Here is a 17,504-nt window from a genome sequence, read left to right as displayed (position 1 = left end):
CAATGCAAAGAATCACTTGCAAAGAAATGCTTGCAAAGGTATCTTTGCAGTATGACCGAGAACAGTAAGACCCCCGCACCGCAACGCCGGGTGCTGGACGCCGGCGCTCTCCGTGCCCTGTCGCACCCGTTGCGGGTGCGGATCTTCGACATCCTCGCTCAGGAAGGCCCGCAGACCGCGAGCACGCTCGCCGAGATCCTGGGGGAGTCCTCCGGTGCGACCAGCTATCACTTGCGGGCGCTGGCGCGGCATGATCTGATTCGCGAGCTCGCCGGCGAGCACGGTGGACGCGAACGCTGGTGGGAGCGTCCGGTGGGCGGCATCGTCTACGACTCGCGAGCTGTGCAAGGCTCTCCCGCGGGCGAAGCCGCGCTTCAGGTCGCCGTCGCGGAGGTGCATCGCCGTCGCCACGAAGAACTGATGGAGTTCTTCAGCGGCCGCATCGACAAGGAACCGGCCGAGTGGGCCGATGCGAGCTCGTCGATGACCAGCGGCATCAGCATGACCGCTGAGCAGACGATCGACCTCATCAAGAGGATCGAGGCCGTCATCGATGAGGTTTCTGAGACCTATCGCGGACAGAAGGGTGAAGGCGTTCGCCGCGTCAGCGTGCGTGCAGACGTCTTCCCCCTGAAGAATCTCACGACAAAGAAGGAGGCCGCATCGTGAGCGCAGTGGCCATCACCCGGGTGATCCCGGTACCGAGGGGCGCATCCCTGATCGAACGCGCGTCCATACGCCTCGCGGCCGCGATCACACGCTGGGCCACGCGGCGTGCAGAGCGCCGAGAGGACCGGCGTGCGACGATGCTCACCGCGATCCAGGCTGAGCAGACGCGAAGGACCGATCCTCTGGCGACGGAGCACCTGCTCGCACAGGTGGGTCTGATGGGGCGCTGAGGTCGAGCGCGCTCAGTCCTGGAAGGGTCGGGCGACGACCTCGCCGGATGCCGTGACCAGCACTTCCCACCCCGCATCCAGCTCTGCGATCGGGCGGCCCTCCAGCCACGTGAGGGTCCACATGCCGGTGATGCCCTGCGCCTCGACCTCGGCGATGGCGGGCTTCAGAACAGCGGGAACGGATGCCGGGGCAGTCGAACCCGTCGCCCAACGCGTGCCGAGTTGCATCAGCTCGCCTCCACGGGAGCCAGTTCGATCTCCGTGACGGCGAGCTCGTCGCCCTCCGCGAACTCGAGCACGGCGATGCGGCCGACGGCACGCAGATCGTCCGCTGCGGAGCGCAGAGCTTCGAGGGTCTCCGCCGGGGCGACGATCACCGCACGTGACACCGGCGTCTTCTGAGAGGCCTTCGCCTCGGTCTTGGCGCGACGGATGCCGATCAGCGCGGCGCTCGCGGCAGCCAGAACCGCGGCGTCGCCTTCGGTGCCGAGCGGCTCCGGCCAGGACGCCGTGTGGATCGAGCCCTCTTCGAACCAGCTCCACGACTCCTCCGTGGCGAACGACACGACGGGTGCCAGCAGGCGCAGCAGCGTCGAAAGCGCGATCCGCAGCGCGAGCGCGGCGGAAGGCTGGCCGACATGGGTCTGGTCGTACGCGCGCTCCTTGACGAGCTCGAGGTAGTCGTCGCAGAAGGCCCAGAAGAACGACTCGGTGATCTCCAGCGCGCGGGCGTGGTCGAACGCGTCGAACGCCTTGGTCGTCTCGCGGACCACGTCGTCGAGCGCCGTCAGCATGGACGCGTCCAGCGCGTGCGTCACCTGCGCGCCCTCCGGCACCGGGAACGACAGCACGAACTTCGCCGCGTTGAGCACCTTGATCGCCAGACGGCGGCCGATCTTCATCTGCGTCGGGTTCTGCGGATCGAAGGCGGCATCCACTCCGAGGCGGCTGGAGGCCGCCCAGTAGCGCACGGCATCCGACCCGTGCTTCTCGAGGATGTCTGCGGGCGTGACCACGTTGCCCTTCGACTTCGACATCTTCTTGCGGTCGGGGTCGACGATGAAGCCGGAGATCGAGGCGTGCTTCCACGGCGACCTGCCGTCTTCGAGCGTCGAGCGCAGCATGGTCGAGAACAGCCAGGTGCGGATGATGTCCTGCGCCTGGGGGCGCACGTCGAACGGGGCGACGAGGCTCCACAGCTCCTCGTCACGCTGCCATCCACCGGCCAGCTGCGGGGTCAGAGACGAGGTGGCCCAGGTGTCGAGGATGTCGGTCTCGGCCTCGAAACCGCCCGCGACGCCGCGCTGGTCCTCGGTATAGCCGGCCGGCACATCGCTGGTCGGGTCGATGGGCAGCTGCTCCGGCGACGCCATCAGCACGCGGTCGTAGTCGCGTTCGCCGTTCTCGTCCAGGCCGTACCAGACCGGGAGCGGCACGCCGAAGAAACGCTGACGCGAGACGAGCCAGTCGCCCGTGAGGCCGCCGACCCAGTTCTCGTAGCGCACGCGCATGAAATCGGGGTGCCACTGCAGCTGCTTGCCGTGCGCGATGAGCTGGTCGCGGAGTGCCTCGTCACGGGCGCCGTTGCGGATGTACCACTGACGCGTCGAGACGATCTCGAGCGGGCGATCGCCCTTCTCGAAGAACTTCACGGCATGGTTGAAGGGCTTGGAGACCTCGAGCAGCTCGCCCGACTCCTCCAGCAGCTCGACGACGCGCTTCCTGGCGCTGAAGACGGTCTTGCCCGCAAGCTCCGCGTAAGCGGCGGTGCCGGCATCCGATTCGATCGCTTCCGGAGCATCCGCGATCACGCGACCGTCGAGGCCCAGGATCGTGCGGATCGGCAGATCGAGCTCGCGCCACCAGATCATGTCTGTGACGTCGCCGAACGTGCAGACCATCGCGATGCCGGAGCCCTTGTCCTGCTGCGCGAGGTGATGCGCGAGCACCGGGACCTCGACGTCGAACAGGGGCGTGCGCACTGTCGAGCCGAAATACGGCTGGTAGCGCTCGTCGTCGGGGTGCGCCACAAGAGCCACGCACGCCGCGAGCAGCTCCGGGCGCGTCGTCTCGATGTGGATGTCACCCGAGCCATCGGACTTGTGGAACGCGATGCGGTGGTACGACGCCTGCTGTTCGCGATCCTCGAGCTCGGCCTGCGCGATGGCGGATCGGAAGTCGACATCCCACAGCGTCGGCGCGAGCGCCTGGTACGCCTCGCCGCGCTCGTGGTTGCGGATGAAGCCGAGCTGGCTCTGGCGGATCGTCTCGTCGGAGATCGTGCGGTACGTCTGCGTCCAATCGACGCTGAGGCCCATCTGGCGGAATACATCCTCGAACTGCTTCTCGTCCTCCACGGTGAGGCGCTCGCACAGCTCGATGAAGTTGCGGCGGCTGATGGGCTGCTGGTCGGCGGCCTTCAGGCTCTTCGCGTTGCCTTCGAAGGGCGGGGTGAAGTCCGGGTCGTAGGGGAGCGTCGGGTCGACGCGCACGCCGTAGAAGTTCTGCACGCGGCGCTCGGTGGGCAGGCCGTTGTCGTCCCAGCCGATCGGGTAGAACACGCTCTTGCCGCGCATGCGCTCGTAGCGCGCCTTGACGTCGGTGTGCGTGTACGAGAACACGTGGCCGATGTGCAGAGAACCGGATGCCGTCGGCGGGGGCGTGTCGATCGAGTACACGCCTTCGCGTCCGAGCTCTGCGGCGCGCAGGCGATCGAACAGGTACGTTCCCTGCTCGGCCCAGACGCCGTCCCACTTCGCCTCGAGACCTTCGAGTGCGGGCTTGTCGGGGATCTGGTTCTGGACGGTTGCCGACATGGAGGTCTCCTTGCGCGATGTATGCGGCACTGTGTGAGCGTGCCTGAGTGTGGGTTGTGACAGCCAGTCTACCGAAGGCGGTCAGGGCCGGATGCCGACGTAGATCGACTGAGTCCAACAAACCAGGGCTAGAATCGAGAGACCCCCTTCACTCTTCCTGAGGACTCGCATGCCCACTCCGCACGTGCGCCGTATTCTGCCCATCACCGCGCTCGCCGCGGTCGCCGCCCTGACGCTGAGCGCCTGCGCCGGTCCCGCGGATTCTTCCGGCGGTGACAGCGGCGGGGAAGTGATCTGGGCCATCGAGGGCGCGAACCTGTCCGCCGGGCACATGGACCCGCAGACGAGTCAGCTCGACGTGTCGAGCATGGTGCAGCGGGTCGTGCTCGACTCGCTGGTGTTCCAGGAGTCGGACGGCTCGTTCTCTCCATGGCTGGCCACCGACTGGACCGTTTCCGAAGACGGCACGACGTACACGTTCGATCTGCGCGACGACGTCACCTTCCACGACGGAGAGCCGTTCGACGCGGAGGCGGTGAAGGCGAACTTCGATCGAATCGCCGACCCTGAGACGGCATCCGCCCAGGCCGAGAGCATGCTCGGTGGCGAGTTCTACGCCGGTACGGAGGTCATCGACGAGCACACCGTCGAGGTCAGCTTCAGCCAGCCGTACGCGCCGTTCCTGCAAGCCGCCAGCACCCCGTTGCTCGGCTTCTACTCGCCGGCGGTGCTGGAGGGCTCCGCCGATCAGCTCAAGGCCGGCGGTCCCGACGTCACAGTGGGGACGGGCCCGTTCGAACTGACCGAGTACACGCCCGACCAGGAGATCGTCTACACCCGCAACCCCGACTACGCGTGGGGCCCGGGGGGAGCGGAAGCCGCGCAGTTCGAGACGCTGCGCGTCGAGATCCTGCCGGAGGCGTCCGTGCGCGCCGGCGTCGTGGAAAGCGGCGAGGCCGACCTCGCCAGCAACATCCCGCCGAACCTCGCCGCCGAGTTGCCCGACACGCTCGCGGTCGACTCGAACGAGTATCCCGGGCTTCCCTACTCGCTCTACCTGAACGAGAAGTACGGCGTCTTCGCCGACGAGAAGGTGCGACAGGCGTTCGCCCGTGGCATCGACGTCGACGCGGCCGTCGAGGAGATCTTCTTCGGCCAGTTCCCGCGTGCCTGGAGCATCCTCGGTTCGACGACGCCCGGATACGACGCCTCGCTCGAGGGCGACCGGCCGTTCGACCAGGATGAGGCGAACAGCCTGCTGGACGAGGCCGGCTGGACCGAGCGCGACAGCGACGGCATCCGCATGAAGGACGGGCAGCGTCTCTCGGTGCGTTGGATCGCGTACACGCCGGTGTCCGACGACAACGCGGCGCTGGCCAACGCCATCCAGTCCGACCTCGCCGACATCGGCTTCGAGGTCGTGCGAGAGGTGCTCGAGCCCGGCGCCTACAACGAGCAGTACGGGCCCAAGACCTTCGACCTCACCGACTGGGGCTTCTCCGGCGTCGACGGCGATCTGCTGCGCAGCCACCTGCACACCGACGGATTCCAGAACGCCTCGCAGGTCGCCGACCCGGAGATCGACGGACTGCTCGAAGAGGGCATCGCGACCAGCGACGTCGACGCGCGGGCCGCGATCTACCAGCAACTGCAGCAGTGGAATGCTGAGTACACTGCGATCGTGCCGCTCTACAGCCCGTCGCTCATCACCGCCGTGAACGACACCGTCTCGGGTCTCGAGTACGACCTGTACGGGCGCCCGCTGTTCTACGAGGTCACGGTCGGCTGATCCGGTCGTGAAGCCTCTGCTCGCCCGGATCGCAGGACTCGCGGCATCCGTCATCATCGTCCTGTGGGGCGCGGCGACGCTCGCCTTCCTCGCCTTCAGGGTGATCCCGGGCGACCCGGTCTCGGTGATGCTGGGGCCGCAGGCCCAGGTGAGTGAGGCGGTCAAAGACGGCATCCGTGCCGAGCTGAGGCTGGACCGCCCGCCGCTGGAGCAGTACTTCTCGTACCTGGGGCAACTGCTGCAGGGAAATCTGGGCGAGTCGTACCAGCTGCGGATGCCGGTGACCGAGGTGATCGGTCGGCAGCTCGGTGCGACGGTGCAGCTGACGGCGCTCGCGCTCGTGATCGCGGTGGTGCTCGCCCTCGCCGTGGCGCTGTTCGCCCGCGGACGGGTCTCGCGCGGAATCGTCGCAGGGGTCGAACTGGTCGTGCTGTCCTCACCGGTGTTCTGGATCGGCATCCTGCTGCTCAGCGTGTTCGCGTTCGGCCTCGGCTGGTTCCCGGTTTCCGGTACGCGCAACCCGGCCACGATCATCCTGCCGGCGGTCACCCTGGCACTGCCCGTCGCTGCTCTGCTCGGCCAGGTGCTGCGCGACGGCATCGAGGCGGCCGAGCGGCAGCCGTGGGCGATGACCGTGCGGGCGCGCGGAGCAGGACAGGTGCGGCTCACCGCGCATCACACGCTGCGCCACGGTGCTGCAGGAGCACTCACCCTCGCCGCCTATCTGGTCGGGTCGCTGCTCGGAGGCGCGGTGCTCGTGGAGACGGTGTTCGCCAGGCCCGGCCTCGGGCGGGTGACGCTGTCGGCGATCACCGACCGCGACCTCCCTGTCATCACCGGGATCATCCTGTTCAGCGCGCTCGTGTTCGTCGTCGTCAATCTCATCGTCGAACTGCTCTATCCGGTGCTCGACCCTCGGATGCGACCGGTCGAGGCGCGGGTACGGGAGGTGCGGACATGAGCGTTTCTGCTCGTGCGGACATCGATCGGCGCGTGCGCGTGTCGTCGCGCGGGACCGGCCCGCGGCGCGCGCTGCTGTGGGCGGCGCTCGCCATCCTCGCCGTCGTGGCCGTCATGGCACTGTTCCCGCAGCTGGTCGCGACGCAGGACCCGTTGCGCACGGATGTGCGGGCGGCGCTGGCGCCGCCCAGCGCGGCGCACCTGTTCGGCACGGATCAGAGCGGACGCGACGTGTTCTCGCGCGTCGTCCACGGCGCAGGGCGTTCGGTGGGCATCGGACTGCTCGCCACCGCGCTCGCATTGGTGATCGGCCTCGTCGTCGGCGCGTTGTCCGGCATCGCCCCGCGGGCGGTGGATGCCACGGTCATGCGCGTCACGGACGTGCTGCTCGCCTTCCCTGAGTTCCTCGTCGCGCTCGTGGTGGTCGCGATCCTCGGACCGGGCCCGACCAACGTCGCGATCGCGGTGACGATCGCCGCCGTGCCCGTGTACGTGCGGCTCGCGCGGGTGCAGACGCGCTCGCTCTCCCTCGCCGAGCACGTCGAGGCCGCGCGCATTCTCGGGGTGCCGCCGATGCGGGCGTTCGTCCGGCACGTTGTCCCCGGAGTGCTCGGCTCACTCAGCGTGCTGGCGACGATCGGGATCGGCTCCAGCATCCTCGCGGCCGCCGGCCTCAGTTTCCTCGGACTCGGACCGACCGAACCGTCGCCCGAATGGGGACTCATGCTCTCGGGTGGACGCAACGTGCTCGGCACGGCATGGTGGATCGCGGTGTTCCCCGGTGTCGCGATCACGCTGACGGTGGTGTCGGCGACCATCGTCGGCCGCAGCCTGCGGGCCAGCGCCGAGGGGAGGGCGGGATGAGCGCACTCGTCGTGCAGGGGCTGTCGGTGACGGTGCAGGGGATGCTGCTCGTCGACGGCGTCTCGTTCCAGGTCGCCGCAGGGGAGTGCGTGGCGATCGTCGGGGAGTCCGGCGCGGGCAAGACGATCACCGCATCCGCCCTGCTCGGACTGACGCCTGACTCGGCACGCGTCACCGCAGACGTGCTGAGCATCGACGGCGTGGACGCGCGCGCGTTCTCGGAGAGCGAGTGGCGTGACCTGCGGGGCAACCGTGTCGGCTTGGTCTCGCAGGACGCGCTGGTGTCGCTGGATCCGCTACGGCGCGTCGGTTCAGAGGTGGCCGAACCGCTCGCGATCCACACGCGCCTCTCGCGACGCGAGCGCCGCGAACGCGCGATCGACCTGCTCGAGTCGGTGTCGATGACGGATGCTGCGCGCCGGGCCGGTCAGTACCCCCATGAGCTCTCGGGCGGCCTGCGGCAACGGGCGTTGATCGCATCCGCGCTCGCCGGTGAGCCAGCGGTGCTCGTCGCGGATGAGCCGACCACGGCTCTCGACGCCACGGTGCAGGCGCGGGTGCTCGCGCTGCTGCGTTCGATCGCGGACGCCGGCACCGCGGTGATCTTCATCACTCACGACATCGCGGCCGTGCGGCGGGTCGCGGACCGCGTGCTCGTGATGCGGGCGGGGCGCGTCGTCGAGCAGGGATCGGCGGCCGAGGTGCTGAGTGCACCGCAGCACGAGTACACCCGTGAGCTCATCACCGCGACGACGCACGCCCCGCGCGCCGATCGATTCGGGCTCGGCGATGCCGTGCTCACCGGCGTCGAGGTGTCCAAGGCGTTCGCGGGTGCTCCGGCGGTCGACGGCGCGTCGTTCACGTTGCTTCAGGGGCAGACGCTCGGGATCGTGGGGGAGTCGGGGTCGGGCAAGACGACGCTCGCGCGCATGATCGTCGGTGTGGACCGGCCCGACTCGGGAGAACTGCGCTGGAGCGGCGGACCGGGTGCGCATCGAGTGCAGCTCGTGCATCAGAATCCGCTCGGCGCGTTCGATCCGCGCTGGACCGTCGGGCGGTCACTGCGCGAGGCGCTCGAGGCGGGCGGCGTGCCGCGTGCAGCCCGGGCCGCCCGCGTCGCGGAGTTGATGACGGAGGTCGGGCTCGACCCCGTGCTCGCGCGACGTCGGCCCGCCGCGCTGTCAGGCGGGCAGCGGCAGCGTGCGGCGATCGCTCGGGCGCTCGCCGCAGACCCCGACGTCCTGGTGCTCGACGAACCGGTATCCGCGCTGGACCCGTCGGTGCGGGAGAAGGTGCTGAAGTTGCTCGGACGTCTGCAGCGCGATCGCGAGCTGACCATGATCTTCATCTCGCACGACCTCGACGTGGTCGCCGCGGTCTCCGACGACGTGCTCGTGATGCAGGACGGGGTGGTCGTCGAGCAGGGGCCCGTCGCCGCGGTGTTCGCTGCGCCGCAGCATCCGTTCACTCAGGAACTGCTCGCCGCGGGGCGGTGATGACCCGTTTCGATCTCAGTCCGCGACCTGGATGCCGACCCCGGCGGCCAGGGCCGGGGCGAGCTGCTGCACCTGGAACGTGGTGAGCGTGGTGCCGCGAAGGCCGTTCGTGTCCGTGAACGCGATGGCGTCGAGTCCGCGCAGGTCGACGTCGCTCGCCCTGAGCCCACGCGGGTCGATCTCGTCGCTGCGGCAGTCGTCGAAGAGCACGCGGCTGAGTTCGGCCTGCGGCATGTCGAGGGTGCGGATCGTGCATCCGGCGAACAGCAGATCGGTGCCCTTCGCACCGCCGAGGTTGAGGTAGTCCACGCGCAGATCGCGCAGTTCGAGCTCATCGATGCGGGCACCGCTGAGGTCGAGGGTTCCTATGCGGCCGCCGGAGATGCGCAGGCGGCGGATGCCGGAGTTGCGCAGACTCAGCGATGCGATGCGAACCCGGGTCATCTCGACATCGAGGATCGTGGCACCGACCAGATCGACGCCGTCGGCGTCAGCGGCGATGACGCACTGCTCGAGCGAGGCGTAGGCGAGGTCGACCGTGCCGGCGAGGTCGAGCCGCGCGGCCAGCAGATCTGCACTGCGTGCGGGCGCGGCATCGGCGAGATGGGGCGGGATGTCAGGGGCGGAGACACGAGGAGCGGCGGGGGAGTCGGAGCGGGGCACTCCTCGAGCGTATGGGGTGGCGCGGACACGGCACGACGCCTCAGCCGCACGCGTTCGTTCGCAGTTGTGCGCTTCAGCCACAGCGAATCCTTGAATCTCTGCGACTGAAGGTCACATCTGCGAGGCACGGGTATGAGACGACTCTGCCTGCACAGCAGCGCGGACCACGACGTGGTGCACAGATCACGCGATCACCAGGGCGCCGCACGGTGCACAGCTGACAGGATCTGCCGGTATGCGGGTGAACCAGGTGGCGAAGGAAGTGCGCGAGCGCGGAGGCATCTGTCGCGCGTCGACGGTGCGTGACCGGGGTTACAGCCGACGTGAGATCGACGCAGCGGTGAGCGCGGGCCTTCTGAACAGGCCGATCCGGGGATGGCTCGCGATCCCCGGGACGGATGCTGATCTGCTCCGGGCAGTACGAGCCGGGGTGGTGCTCAGTTGTGTCACGCAGGCGCGGCGGTTGGGGCTCTGGGTTCACGATCGGAGCCCCCGACTCCATGCTGCGGCAACCCCTGGCAGCGCAGGCCATAAGCCGAAGGACATGGTCGTGCACTGGTTCACGCCTGTCGTGCCACGGCATCCGGACGCGCTCGTGGACCCGATCGAGAACGTACTCGCCGCCGTGAGCGCGTGCGAACCGTTCGAACAGGCGCTTGCGACCTGGGAGTCGGCGCTCAACAAGAATCTCGTGACGCTGGAGTCGCTGCGCCGATTCACGTGGAAGCCTCGCGCTCGTCGCATCCTCGACCAGGCCACGCCGTTCGCGGATGCCGGGCTCGAAACGTACCTGCGACCGAGGCTTCGCTGGCTGCGCCTGCCGATCCGTGTCCAGACCTGGATCCACGGGCACCGAGTCGACGTGTTGATCGGGGCGCGTCTGGTCGTCCAGATCGACGGCGGCACGCACGTCGGCGCACAGCGAAACGAGGACAATCGGCACGATGCCGAGCTGCGACTCATGGGGTATCACGTCATCCGCGTCGGCTATCAGCAGGTCATGAACGAGTGGGAGCATGTGCAGGACGTCATCATGCGCGCAGTGGCGCAGGGCATGCACCTCGCCGCCTGATCGCAGATGTGCGCTCCACTCGCAGAGATCTCGCGGATTCTTCCGAGCGAAGCGCACAACTGCGACGCACCGCACGCCGCGTGCCGCCGCGTACAATGGATGCACACGCGTTGATCCGGCCATCACCGGGGAGCTCTCGGAAGAACAGCCGCAAGGCCCAGTAGAACCGAGCGGGGCAGGCCCGTCATCGCCGCAGTGAGAGTGGCAGTGCCGTGAGGCACCGCACGCGAGGTGGTACCGCGGTCCGAGAGGATCGTCCTCGCACGGAGCATCCGCCACGAGCACTGCGAGCACACATGACCTACCCCAGAACCTCATCCTTCGGCCCGGCCGCCGATGTCGTCCCCAGCCCTCGATTCCCGCAGATCGAGCGCGAGGTGCTCGACTTCTGGGAGCAGGACGACACGTTCCGCGCATCCATCGCCCAGCGCGAGGGCGCCGAGGAATGGGTCTTCTACGACGGCCCTCCGTTCGCCAACGGTCTGCCGCACTACGGCCACCTGCTCACCGGATACGCCAAGGACCTCTTCCCGCGTTTCCAGACCATGATCGGCAAGAAGGTCGATCGCGTCTTCGGCTGGGACACGCACGGTCTGCCCGCTGAGCTCGAGGCCATGAAGCAGCTCGGCATCACCGAGAAGAGCGAGATCGAGGCCATGGGCATCGACGTCTTCAACGCGAAGGCGCGCGAGTCCGTGCTCACCTACACGGACCAGTGGCAGGACTACGTCACCCGCCAGGCGCGCTGGGTCGACTTCGAGCGCGGATACAAGACGCTCGACACGAACTACATGGAGAGCGTGCTCTGGGCGTTCAAGACCCTGTACGACAAGGGCCTCGCGTACGAGGGCTACCGAGTGCTGCCCTATTGCTGGCGCGACGAGACTCCGCTCAGCGCTCACGAGCTGCGCATGGATGACGACGTCTACAAGATGCGTCAGGACCCTTCGGTCACCGTCACGTTCCCCCTCACCGGCGCGAAGGCCGAGTCGCTCGGTCTCACCGGGGTGCGCGCTCTCGCGTGGACGACGACCCCGTGGACGCTGCCGACCAACCTCGCGCTCGCCGTGGGGCCGGAGATCGAGTACGTCGTCCTTCCCGCTGGCCCTGCCGGAGCTGCGGACGTCCACAACGAGGGCGAGACGGTCGAGGCATCGGCTCATCGCTACCTGCTCGCGCGCGACCTGCTGGCCGGCTACGCCAAGGACCTCGGCTACGAGTCGGCAGCGGATGCCGTGGCCGCCGTCGACGCGACCGTCACGGGCGCGCAGCTGCAGGACGTCACCTACGACCGGCTGTTCGACTACTACGCCGACACCGAGACCTACGGTACCGAGAACGCCTGGCGCATCCTCGCCGACGACTACGTCACCACCACGGACGGCACGGGCATCGTCCACCAGGCTCCGGCCTACGGTGAGGACGACCAGCGCGTGGCGGGGGCGGCCGGTATCCCCACGATCATCTCGCTCGACGACGGCGGGCGCTTCCTGCCCAACGTCACCGATGTCGCCGGCGAGCTGTGGATGGACGCGAACCGTCCGCTCATCCGTCAGCTCAAGGACGAGGGCCGCCTCGTCCGTGAAGCGAGCTACGAGCACTCCTACCCGCACTGCTGGCGGTGCCGGAACCCCCTGATCTACAAGGCCGTCTCGAGCTGGTTCATCCGAGTGACGGACATCAAGGACAAGATGCTCGCGAACAACGAGCAGATCACCTGGGTGCCCGAGAACGTCAAGCACGGTCAGTTCGGCAAGTGGCTCGAGGGCGCGCGCGACTGGTCGATCAGCCGCAACCGCTACTGGGGCTCGCCGATCCCGATCTGGAAGAGCGACGATCCTGAGCACCCTCGCGTCGACGCCTACGGCTCGCTGGAAGATCTGGAGCGCGACTTCGGAACCCTTCCGCGCAACCCGGAGGGCGAGGTCGACCTGCACCGGCCGTACATCGACGAGCTGACGCGACCCAACCCCGACGACCCCAGCGGGAAGTCGACCATGCGGCGCATCGAGGACGTCTTCGACGTCTGGTTCGACTCCGGATCGATGCCGTACGCGCAGGTGCACTACCCGTTCGAGAACCAGGAGTGGTTCGACTCGCACTCACCCGCCGACTTCATCGTCGAGTACATCGGGCAGACCCGTGGCTGGTTCTACCTGATGCACGTGCTGTCGACCGCCCTGTTCGACCGGCCGGCGTTCACCGGCGTCAGCTGCCACGGCATCGTGCTCGGCAGCGACGGCTACAAGATGTCGAAGTCCCTGCGCAACTACCCGGACGTCTCGGAAGTGCTCGACCGCGACGGATCCGACGCGATGCGCTGGTTCCTGATGTCGAGTTCCGTGCTGCGCGGCGGCAACCTCGCCGTCACGGAGGAGGGCATCCGCGCCGGCGTGCGCGAGTTCCTGCTGCCGCTGTGGAGCTCGTGGTACTTCTTCGCCACGTATGCGAACGCCTCGGACGGCGGCTACGAGGCCGAGTGGCGCACCGACTCGACCGACGTGCTCGACCGGTACATCCTGGCGCGCACCGGCGACCTCGCCCGAGAGGTACGCGCCGATCTCGAAGGGCTCGACTCGACCACGGCATCCGCTCGCCTCCGCGACTTCGCCGAGGTGCTGACCAACTGGTACATCCGCCGCTCGCGCGATCGGTTCTGGACCGGCGTGACCGACGACCCAAAGAGCCGCGAGGCGTTCGACACGCTGTACACCGTGCTCGAGACGCTCACCCGCGTCGCCGCACCTCTCGTACCGCTGATCAGCGAGCGGGTGTGGCAGGGGCTCACCGGCGGGCGCAGCGTGCACCTGACCGATTGGCCGGATGCCGACGCCTTCCCCGCCGCGGATGACATCCAGGGCGCAATGGATGCTGTGCGCGAGCTCTCCAGCGTCGGCAACGCCCTGCGCAAGAAGGAGAAGCTGCGCGTGCGTCTGCCGCTCGCGCGCTTCAGCGTCGTCTCGCCTCTGGCCGGTTCGCTCGGCCAGTTCGAGGACATCCTCCGCGACGAGCTGAACGTGAAGTCGGTGGAGCTCGTGCAGCTCACCGATACGGCGGCGGTCGAGTACGGCATCAGCCACCGGCTGAGCGTCAACGCTCGTGCGGCAGGACCTCGTCTGGGCAAGCAGGTGCAGCACGTGATCGCCGGCGCCAGGGCCGGGCTCTGGGAGGAGAAGGACGGAACGGTCATCGTCGACGGCATCGCGCTCGAGCCCGCCGAGTACGAGCTCGCGCTCGAGACGACTGGACGGCCGGAGGGCGAGGCGCTCGCGATCGTGCCGAGCGGCGGCTTCGTGCTGCTCGATACGCAGACCACGCCCGAACTCGAATCCGAGGGCATGGCCCGTGACGCGATCCGCGTCGTGCAGGAGGCTCGGAAGAACGCCGGTCTCGATGTCAGCGACCGCATCGTGCTGGCGCTCAACGTCTCGCCGGAGAACGCCGACGCGTTGCGCTCGCACGCCGACCTGATCGCGGGGGAGACGCTCGCCATCGCCTTCGCCGTGCAGCCGACGGACGACATGGACGAGCTGGTGAAGGACGTCACCAACCCCGGCGACGGCGTGTTCCGCACCGGGGCCACCGCGCTCGGGTCGGACAAGTCGGCGATCATCGTGACGATCGACTCCCACATCGAAGGAGCATCCGCATGAACGACCGCGCACGCGCAGACGCCGTCTACGAGGCGCTGCTGAGCAGGGCGGGGGAACGGTGGGTGCAGCCGCGCAAGGAGCGCACCGCACGCATCCTCGAACTCCTCGACGACCCGCAGAAGACGTACCGGGTCATCCACATCACCGGTACCAACGGCAAGACGTCGACCGCTCGGATGATCGAGAGCCTGCTGCGCGCCCACGGATTGCGCACCGGGCTGTTCACGAGCCCGCATCTGGAGCGCTTCACGGAGCGGATCATGATCGACGGCGAACCGGTCGAGGACGGCGCGATCGCCGATGCGTGGGACGAGATCGAGCCCTTCGTGTCCATCGTGGATGCCGAGCTCGAGAAGGCCGGCGATGCGCCCCTGACGTTCTTCGAGCTGCTCACGGTGCTGGCGTTCGTCGCGGCATCGGATGCTCCGGTCGACGTCCTCGTGCTCGAAGTGGGCATGGGCGGCTCGTGGGACTCCACGAACACCGCCGACGGAGACGTCGCCGTGTTCGCGCCGATCGCCATCGATCATGCCGACAGGCTCGGCGACACGATCACTGCGATCGCGGAGGTCAAGGCCGGGATCATCAAGGACGGCGCCGCCGTGGTGTCGGCCCAGCAGCCCGCAGAGGCCGCTGAGGTGCTGCGCGGGGCCGCCGCGGAGAAGAATGCGACGATCGCGTTCGAGGGCGATGAATTCGGCCTGACGGAGCAGAAGCTCGCGGTCGGCGGCCAGCTGCTGACGATACGCGGCCTCGCCGGCGCCTACGTCGAGGAGTACCTGCCGCTGTACGGCGCGCATCAGGGGCACAACGCGGCCCTCGCCGTGGCGGCCGTCGAATCGTTGATCGGCGCGGGCTCTCAGCACATCGCGGGCGACATCATCACCGAGGGCCTGCAGGGGGCGACCTCTCCTGGACGACTCCAGCTGCTGGGAATCGCGCCGACGGTCGTCGTCGACGCGGCCCACAACCCGCATGGCGCCAAGGCGCTGGCCCAGTCGCTCGATGACAGCTTCGACTTCGACGAGTGGGGGCTCGTACTGGGCATCCTCGCCGACAAGGATGCCGCGGGCATCATCGCCGAACTCGCACCGGCTGCGGCTCACGTGTTCGCGACCGCGCCCGAGACCGAGCGCGCGAGCGACGCCGACGCGATCGCCGACCTCGTCGAGGCCTCAGGGCACCGCGCATCCGTGCACCCCTCACTGGCCGACGCCGCGGACGCGGCGCGCGAGTGGGCCGCCACGTCGGAGCGTCGCGCCGTCGTGATCGCAGGGTCCATCGTGCTGGCAGGCGAGGCGATCGCGCTGGCGGAGGAAGAGGACTGGAAGTCGGGGTGGCGCGCATGAGCGACGCCCCCGCGCCGCGACCGGCCCGTGCGCCGCGCACGCTGGTGCAGAAGCTCGCCCCGATCGTGCTGGGATTCGAAGCCATCGTCGTGCTGCTCGTCGGGCTCACGATCTTCGGCCTGAACTCCCTGCCGTGGGGCCTGCCGCAGTGGTGGGCGATCATCGGAGGCGTCATCGTGGCGCTCGCGATGGTGGCCGTCGCCGGGATGATCACCAGGCCCTGGGCGATCAGCGCCGGTTGGGCGCTGCAGGTGATCGTGGCGCTGTCCGCGTTCTTCGTGCCCGCCATCCTGCTCGTCGTGCTGGTTTTCGGCGGCATGTGGGCGTATGCGACGATCATGGGGGCCCGTCTGGACGCACGACGTCCGGCGGAGCAGAGCCGACTGACCGAAGAAACCGATACTCACACAGAGAGCGATTGACATGGCCACCGAAGAAACACTCGTCCTCGTCAAGCCCGACGGCGTCGCCCGCGGCCTCACCGGCGCGATCCTCGCCCGCATCGAGGCGAAGGGGTACGCACTGGTCGACATCCGCCTGGTCGAGCCCGACCGCGACGTGCTCGCCGAGCACTACGCCGAGCACGAGGGCAAGCCGTTCTACGAGCCGCTGCTCGAGTTCATGATGTCCGGCCCGTCCGTGGCGATCCGGCTGGCGGGCAACCGCGTGATCGAGGGGTTCCGCTCGCTCGCGGGCACCACCGACCCCACGAGTGCCGCGCCGGGCACGATCCGTGGCGACTTCGGCCGAGACTGGGGCCTCGCCGTGCAGCAGAACCTCGTGCACGGCTCCGACAGCCCCGAGTCCGCCGCGCGCGAGCTCGGAATCTGGTTCGACTGACCTTCAACGGGCTCAGCCCGAAACGCGAAGCCCGCCGTGCTCCTGCGCAGGAGGCGGCGGGCTTCGTCGTGGGGCCTTGCTGCCTCAGAACAGGATCTTCGCCATCTCGCCGAGGAAGTCGAGTCCCTGCAGCTGCGCCATCAGCACGATGAGTGCGAAGGCGAGGATCGTGGCGAGCGGAACCCATGGCATCAGACGCCCCGCGCGATCGCGCGTCTTCTCGGAACCGCCGAAAGTGCCGTTGCGGAGCAGATGCACCATCGTGGCGAAGAAGGTCGGGATCGTCACCGCCCACGTCACCATGCACCAGGGGCACAGCACGAACAGGTCGTAGAGGCTCTGCGCGATCAGCCAGCAGACGAACCCGAACGCGAAGGTGATGCCGGCACCGAAAAGGGCCCAGAACCACCGCGGGAAGCGGGCGCCGGCGAGAACGGCCACGCCCACCACGAGCGGCGCCATCCATCCGGTGAGGCCGATCAGCGGGTTGGGGAATCCGAAGACAGCCCCCTGCCAGGACTGCAGGTTCGTGCTGCACTGGATGAAGGGGCTGAGATCGCAGGCGAGCGCGTCCTGGGGGTTCTCCAGCAGCGCGAACTTCTCCACGGTGAGCTGGAACGCGGCCCACCAGCCGATCACACTGGCGATGATCAGCCAGATTCCGAAGCCGACGGGGCGGGTGCGCTGCTCGCTCATGAGTGCGATTATCTCAGCGGATCCTATGGATCCCCAGGCCCGCCGCACCGGGCGAACCCGTACGCGCTCCGCCGCGCAGAAGTGAGCGGATGCCGCGAACTGCTCAACAAGGTGCGATAATGACATCTGATGCATCGCGCGGCGCCGCCGCAAAACGCATCGACGCAGACTTCGGGGTCCAATGCCCCTCGCGATCAGAGCCATGAGCCGGTCGCAAACCGAGTGAGTTCGCGGCACCCGCGGGTGTCGCATGAGATTTCGCGGAGCACCCGGTGCTCCGCGCAGGGAGTTAGCCAGAGATGGCCGATGAGAACAATGACAACAACACCCCTACCCTCGACGCGCACACGGAGGCTCCGGTAACACCGGAGGAGACGCTCTCCGCGCCGGACACGGTCGCGGCGCCC

The 17,504-nt window shown here is 68.3% G+C and carries 15 protein-coding genes; 11 read left to right on the top strand and 4 right to left on the bottom strand.

Translation table 11 applies throughout. The annotated features are described in order from the left end of the window. Window positions 1-51 precede the first annotated feature (51 nt). Window positions 52-669 (top strand): ArsR/SmtB family transcription factor, encoded by a 618-nt coding sequence (locus ACNPNP_RS09915; protein WP_448965855.1) that lies wholly within the window; start codon window positions 52-54, stop codon window positions 667-669. Further along, entirely contained in the window at window positions 666-899 is a 234-nt protein-coding gene (locus tag ACNPNP_RS09910) for a hypothetical protein (protein ID WP_448965854.1), read from the top strand. The genes ACNPNP_RS09915 and ACNPNP_RS09910 overlap by 4 nt, the downstream gene beginning before the upstream one ends. Window positions 900-911: 12 nt before the next feature. On the opposite strand, the gene ACNPNP_RS09905 is transcribed toward ACNPNP_RS09910, so the two are convergent. Beyond that, window positions 912-1,127, bottom strand: a complete 216-nt coding sequence (locus ACNPNP_RS09905) for a hypothetical protein (protein ID WP_448965853.1) — start codon at window positions 1,125-1,127, stop codon at window positions 912-914. After that, a complete protein-coding gene (gene valS, locus ACNPNP_RS09900) occupies window positions 1,127-3,715 on the bottom strand; it encodes a valine--tRNA ligase (protein ID WP_448965852.1) in 2,589 nt (862 codons plus the stop codon). The genes ACNPNP_RS09905 and valS overlap by 1 nt, the downstream gene beginning before the upstream one ends. 169 nt (window positions 3,716-3,884) lie before the next feature. Here valS and ACNPNP_RS09895 point away from each other — a divergent pair, with 169 nt between their 5' ends. From ACNPNP_RS09895 to ACNPNP_RS09880, 4 genes are read left to right on the top strand one after another with little or no spacing between them, the layout of a single operon-like run. Next, the gene (locus ACNPNP_RS09895; RefSeq protein ID WP_448965851.1) at window positions 3,885-5,504 is read left to right on the top strand and encodes an ABC transporter substrate-binding protein; all 1,620 of its coding nucleotides are present in this window, start codon (window positions 3,885-3,887) and stop codon (window positions 5,502-5,504) included. 7 nt (window positions 5,505-5,511) lie between these two features. Next, a complete protein-coding gene (locus ACNPNP_RS09890; protein WP_448965850.1) occupies window positions 5,512-6,465 on the top strand; it encodes an ABC transporter permease in 954 nt (317 codons plus the stop codon). Next, window positions 6,462-7,328 carry an ABC transporter permease gene (locus ACNPNP_RS09885; protein WP_448965849.1) on the top strand — a complete coding sequence of 289 codons (867 nt, stop codon included), beginning with the start codon at window positions 6,462-6,464 and terminating at the stop codon, window positions 7,326-7,328. The genes ACNPNP_RS09890 and ACNPNP_RS09885 overlap by 4 nt, the downstream gene beginning before the upstream one ends. Further along, window positions 7,325-8,824 (top strand): dipeptide ABC transporter ATP-binding protein, encoded by a 1,500-nt coding sequence (locus tag ACNPNP_RS09880; RefSeq protein WP_448965848.1) that lies wholly within the window; start codon window positions 7,325-7,327, stop codon window positions 8,822-8,824. Before ACNPNP_RS09885 ends, ACNPNP_RS09880 begins: the two co-directional genes overlap by 4 nt. Window positions 8,825-8,839: 15 nt before the next feature. Here ACNPNP_RS09880 and ACNPNP_RS09875 read toward each other — a convergent pair whose 3' ends face one another. After that, on the bottom strand, window positions 8,840-9,487 hold the full coding sequence (locus ACNPNP_RS09875) for a pentapeptide repeat-containing protein (protein ID WP_448965847.1): 648 nt from the start codon (window positions 9,485-9,487) through the stop codon (window positions 8,840-8,842). Between the two features lie 235 nt (window positions 9,488-9,722). Here ACNPNP_RS09875 and ACNPNP_RS09870 point away from each other — a divergent pair, with 235 nt between their 5' ends. The 5 genes from ACNPNP_RS09870 (at window position 9,723) to ndk (ending at window position 16,401) form a co-directional block, all read left to right on the top strand. Then, a complete protein-coding gene (locus ACNPNP_RS09870; RefSeq protein ID WP_448965846.1) occupies window positions 9,723-10,559 on the top strand; it encodes an endonuclease domain-containing protein in 837 nt (278 codons plus the stop codon). A gap of 296 nt (window positions 10,560-10,855) precedes the next feature. Beyond that, window positions 10,856-14,212 (top strand): isoleucine--tRNA ligase, encoded by a 3,357-nt coding sequence (ileS, locus tag ACNPNP_RS09865; protein WP_448965845.1) that lies wholly within the window; start codon window positions 10,856-10,858, stop codon window positions 14,210-14,212. Then, window positions 14,209-15,561 (top strand): bifunctional folylpolyglutamate synthase/dihydrofolate synthase, encoded by a 1,353-nt coding sequence (locus tag ACNPNP_RS09860; RefSeq protein WP_448965844.1) that lies wholly within the window; start codon window positions 14,209-14,211, stop codon window positions 15,559-15,561. The genes ileS and ACNPNP_RS09860 overlap by 4 nt, the downstream gene beginning before the upstream one ends. Then, the gene (locus ACNPNP_RS09855; RefSeq protein ID WP_448965843.1) at window positions 15,558-15,983 is read left to right on the top strand and encodes a DUF4233 domain-containing protein; all 426 of its coding nucleotides are present in this window, start codon (window positions 15,558-15,560) and stop codon (window positions 15,981-15,983) included. Before ACNPNP_RS09860 ends, ACNPNP_RS09855 begins: the two co-directional genes overlap by 4 nt. A gap of 1 nt (window position 15,984) precedes the next feature. Continuing rightward, on the top strand, window positions 15,985-16,401 hold the full coding sequence (ndk, locus tag ACNPNP_RS09850) for a nucleoside-diphosphate kinase (RefSeq protein ID WP_448965842.1): 417 nt from the start codon (window positions 15,985-15,987) through the stop codon (window positions 16,399-16,401). 84 nt (window positions 16,402-16,485) lie between these two features. On the opposite strand, the gene ACNPNP_RS09845 is transcribed toward ndk, so the two are convergent. Beyond that, a complete protein-coding gene (locus ACNPNP_RS09845) occupies window positions 16,486-17,097 on the bottom strand; it encodes a vitamin K epoxide reductase family protein (RefSeq protein ID WP_448965841.1) in 612 nt (203 codons plus the stop codon). Window positions 17,098-17,504: the final 407 nt, after the last annotated feature.

The organism is Microbacterium xerophyticum (assembly GCF_053543555.1).
This window is presented reverse-complemented; position numbering and strand designations above follow the sequence as displayed.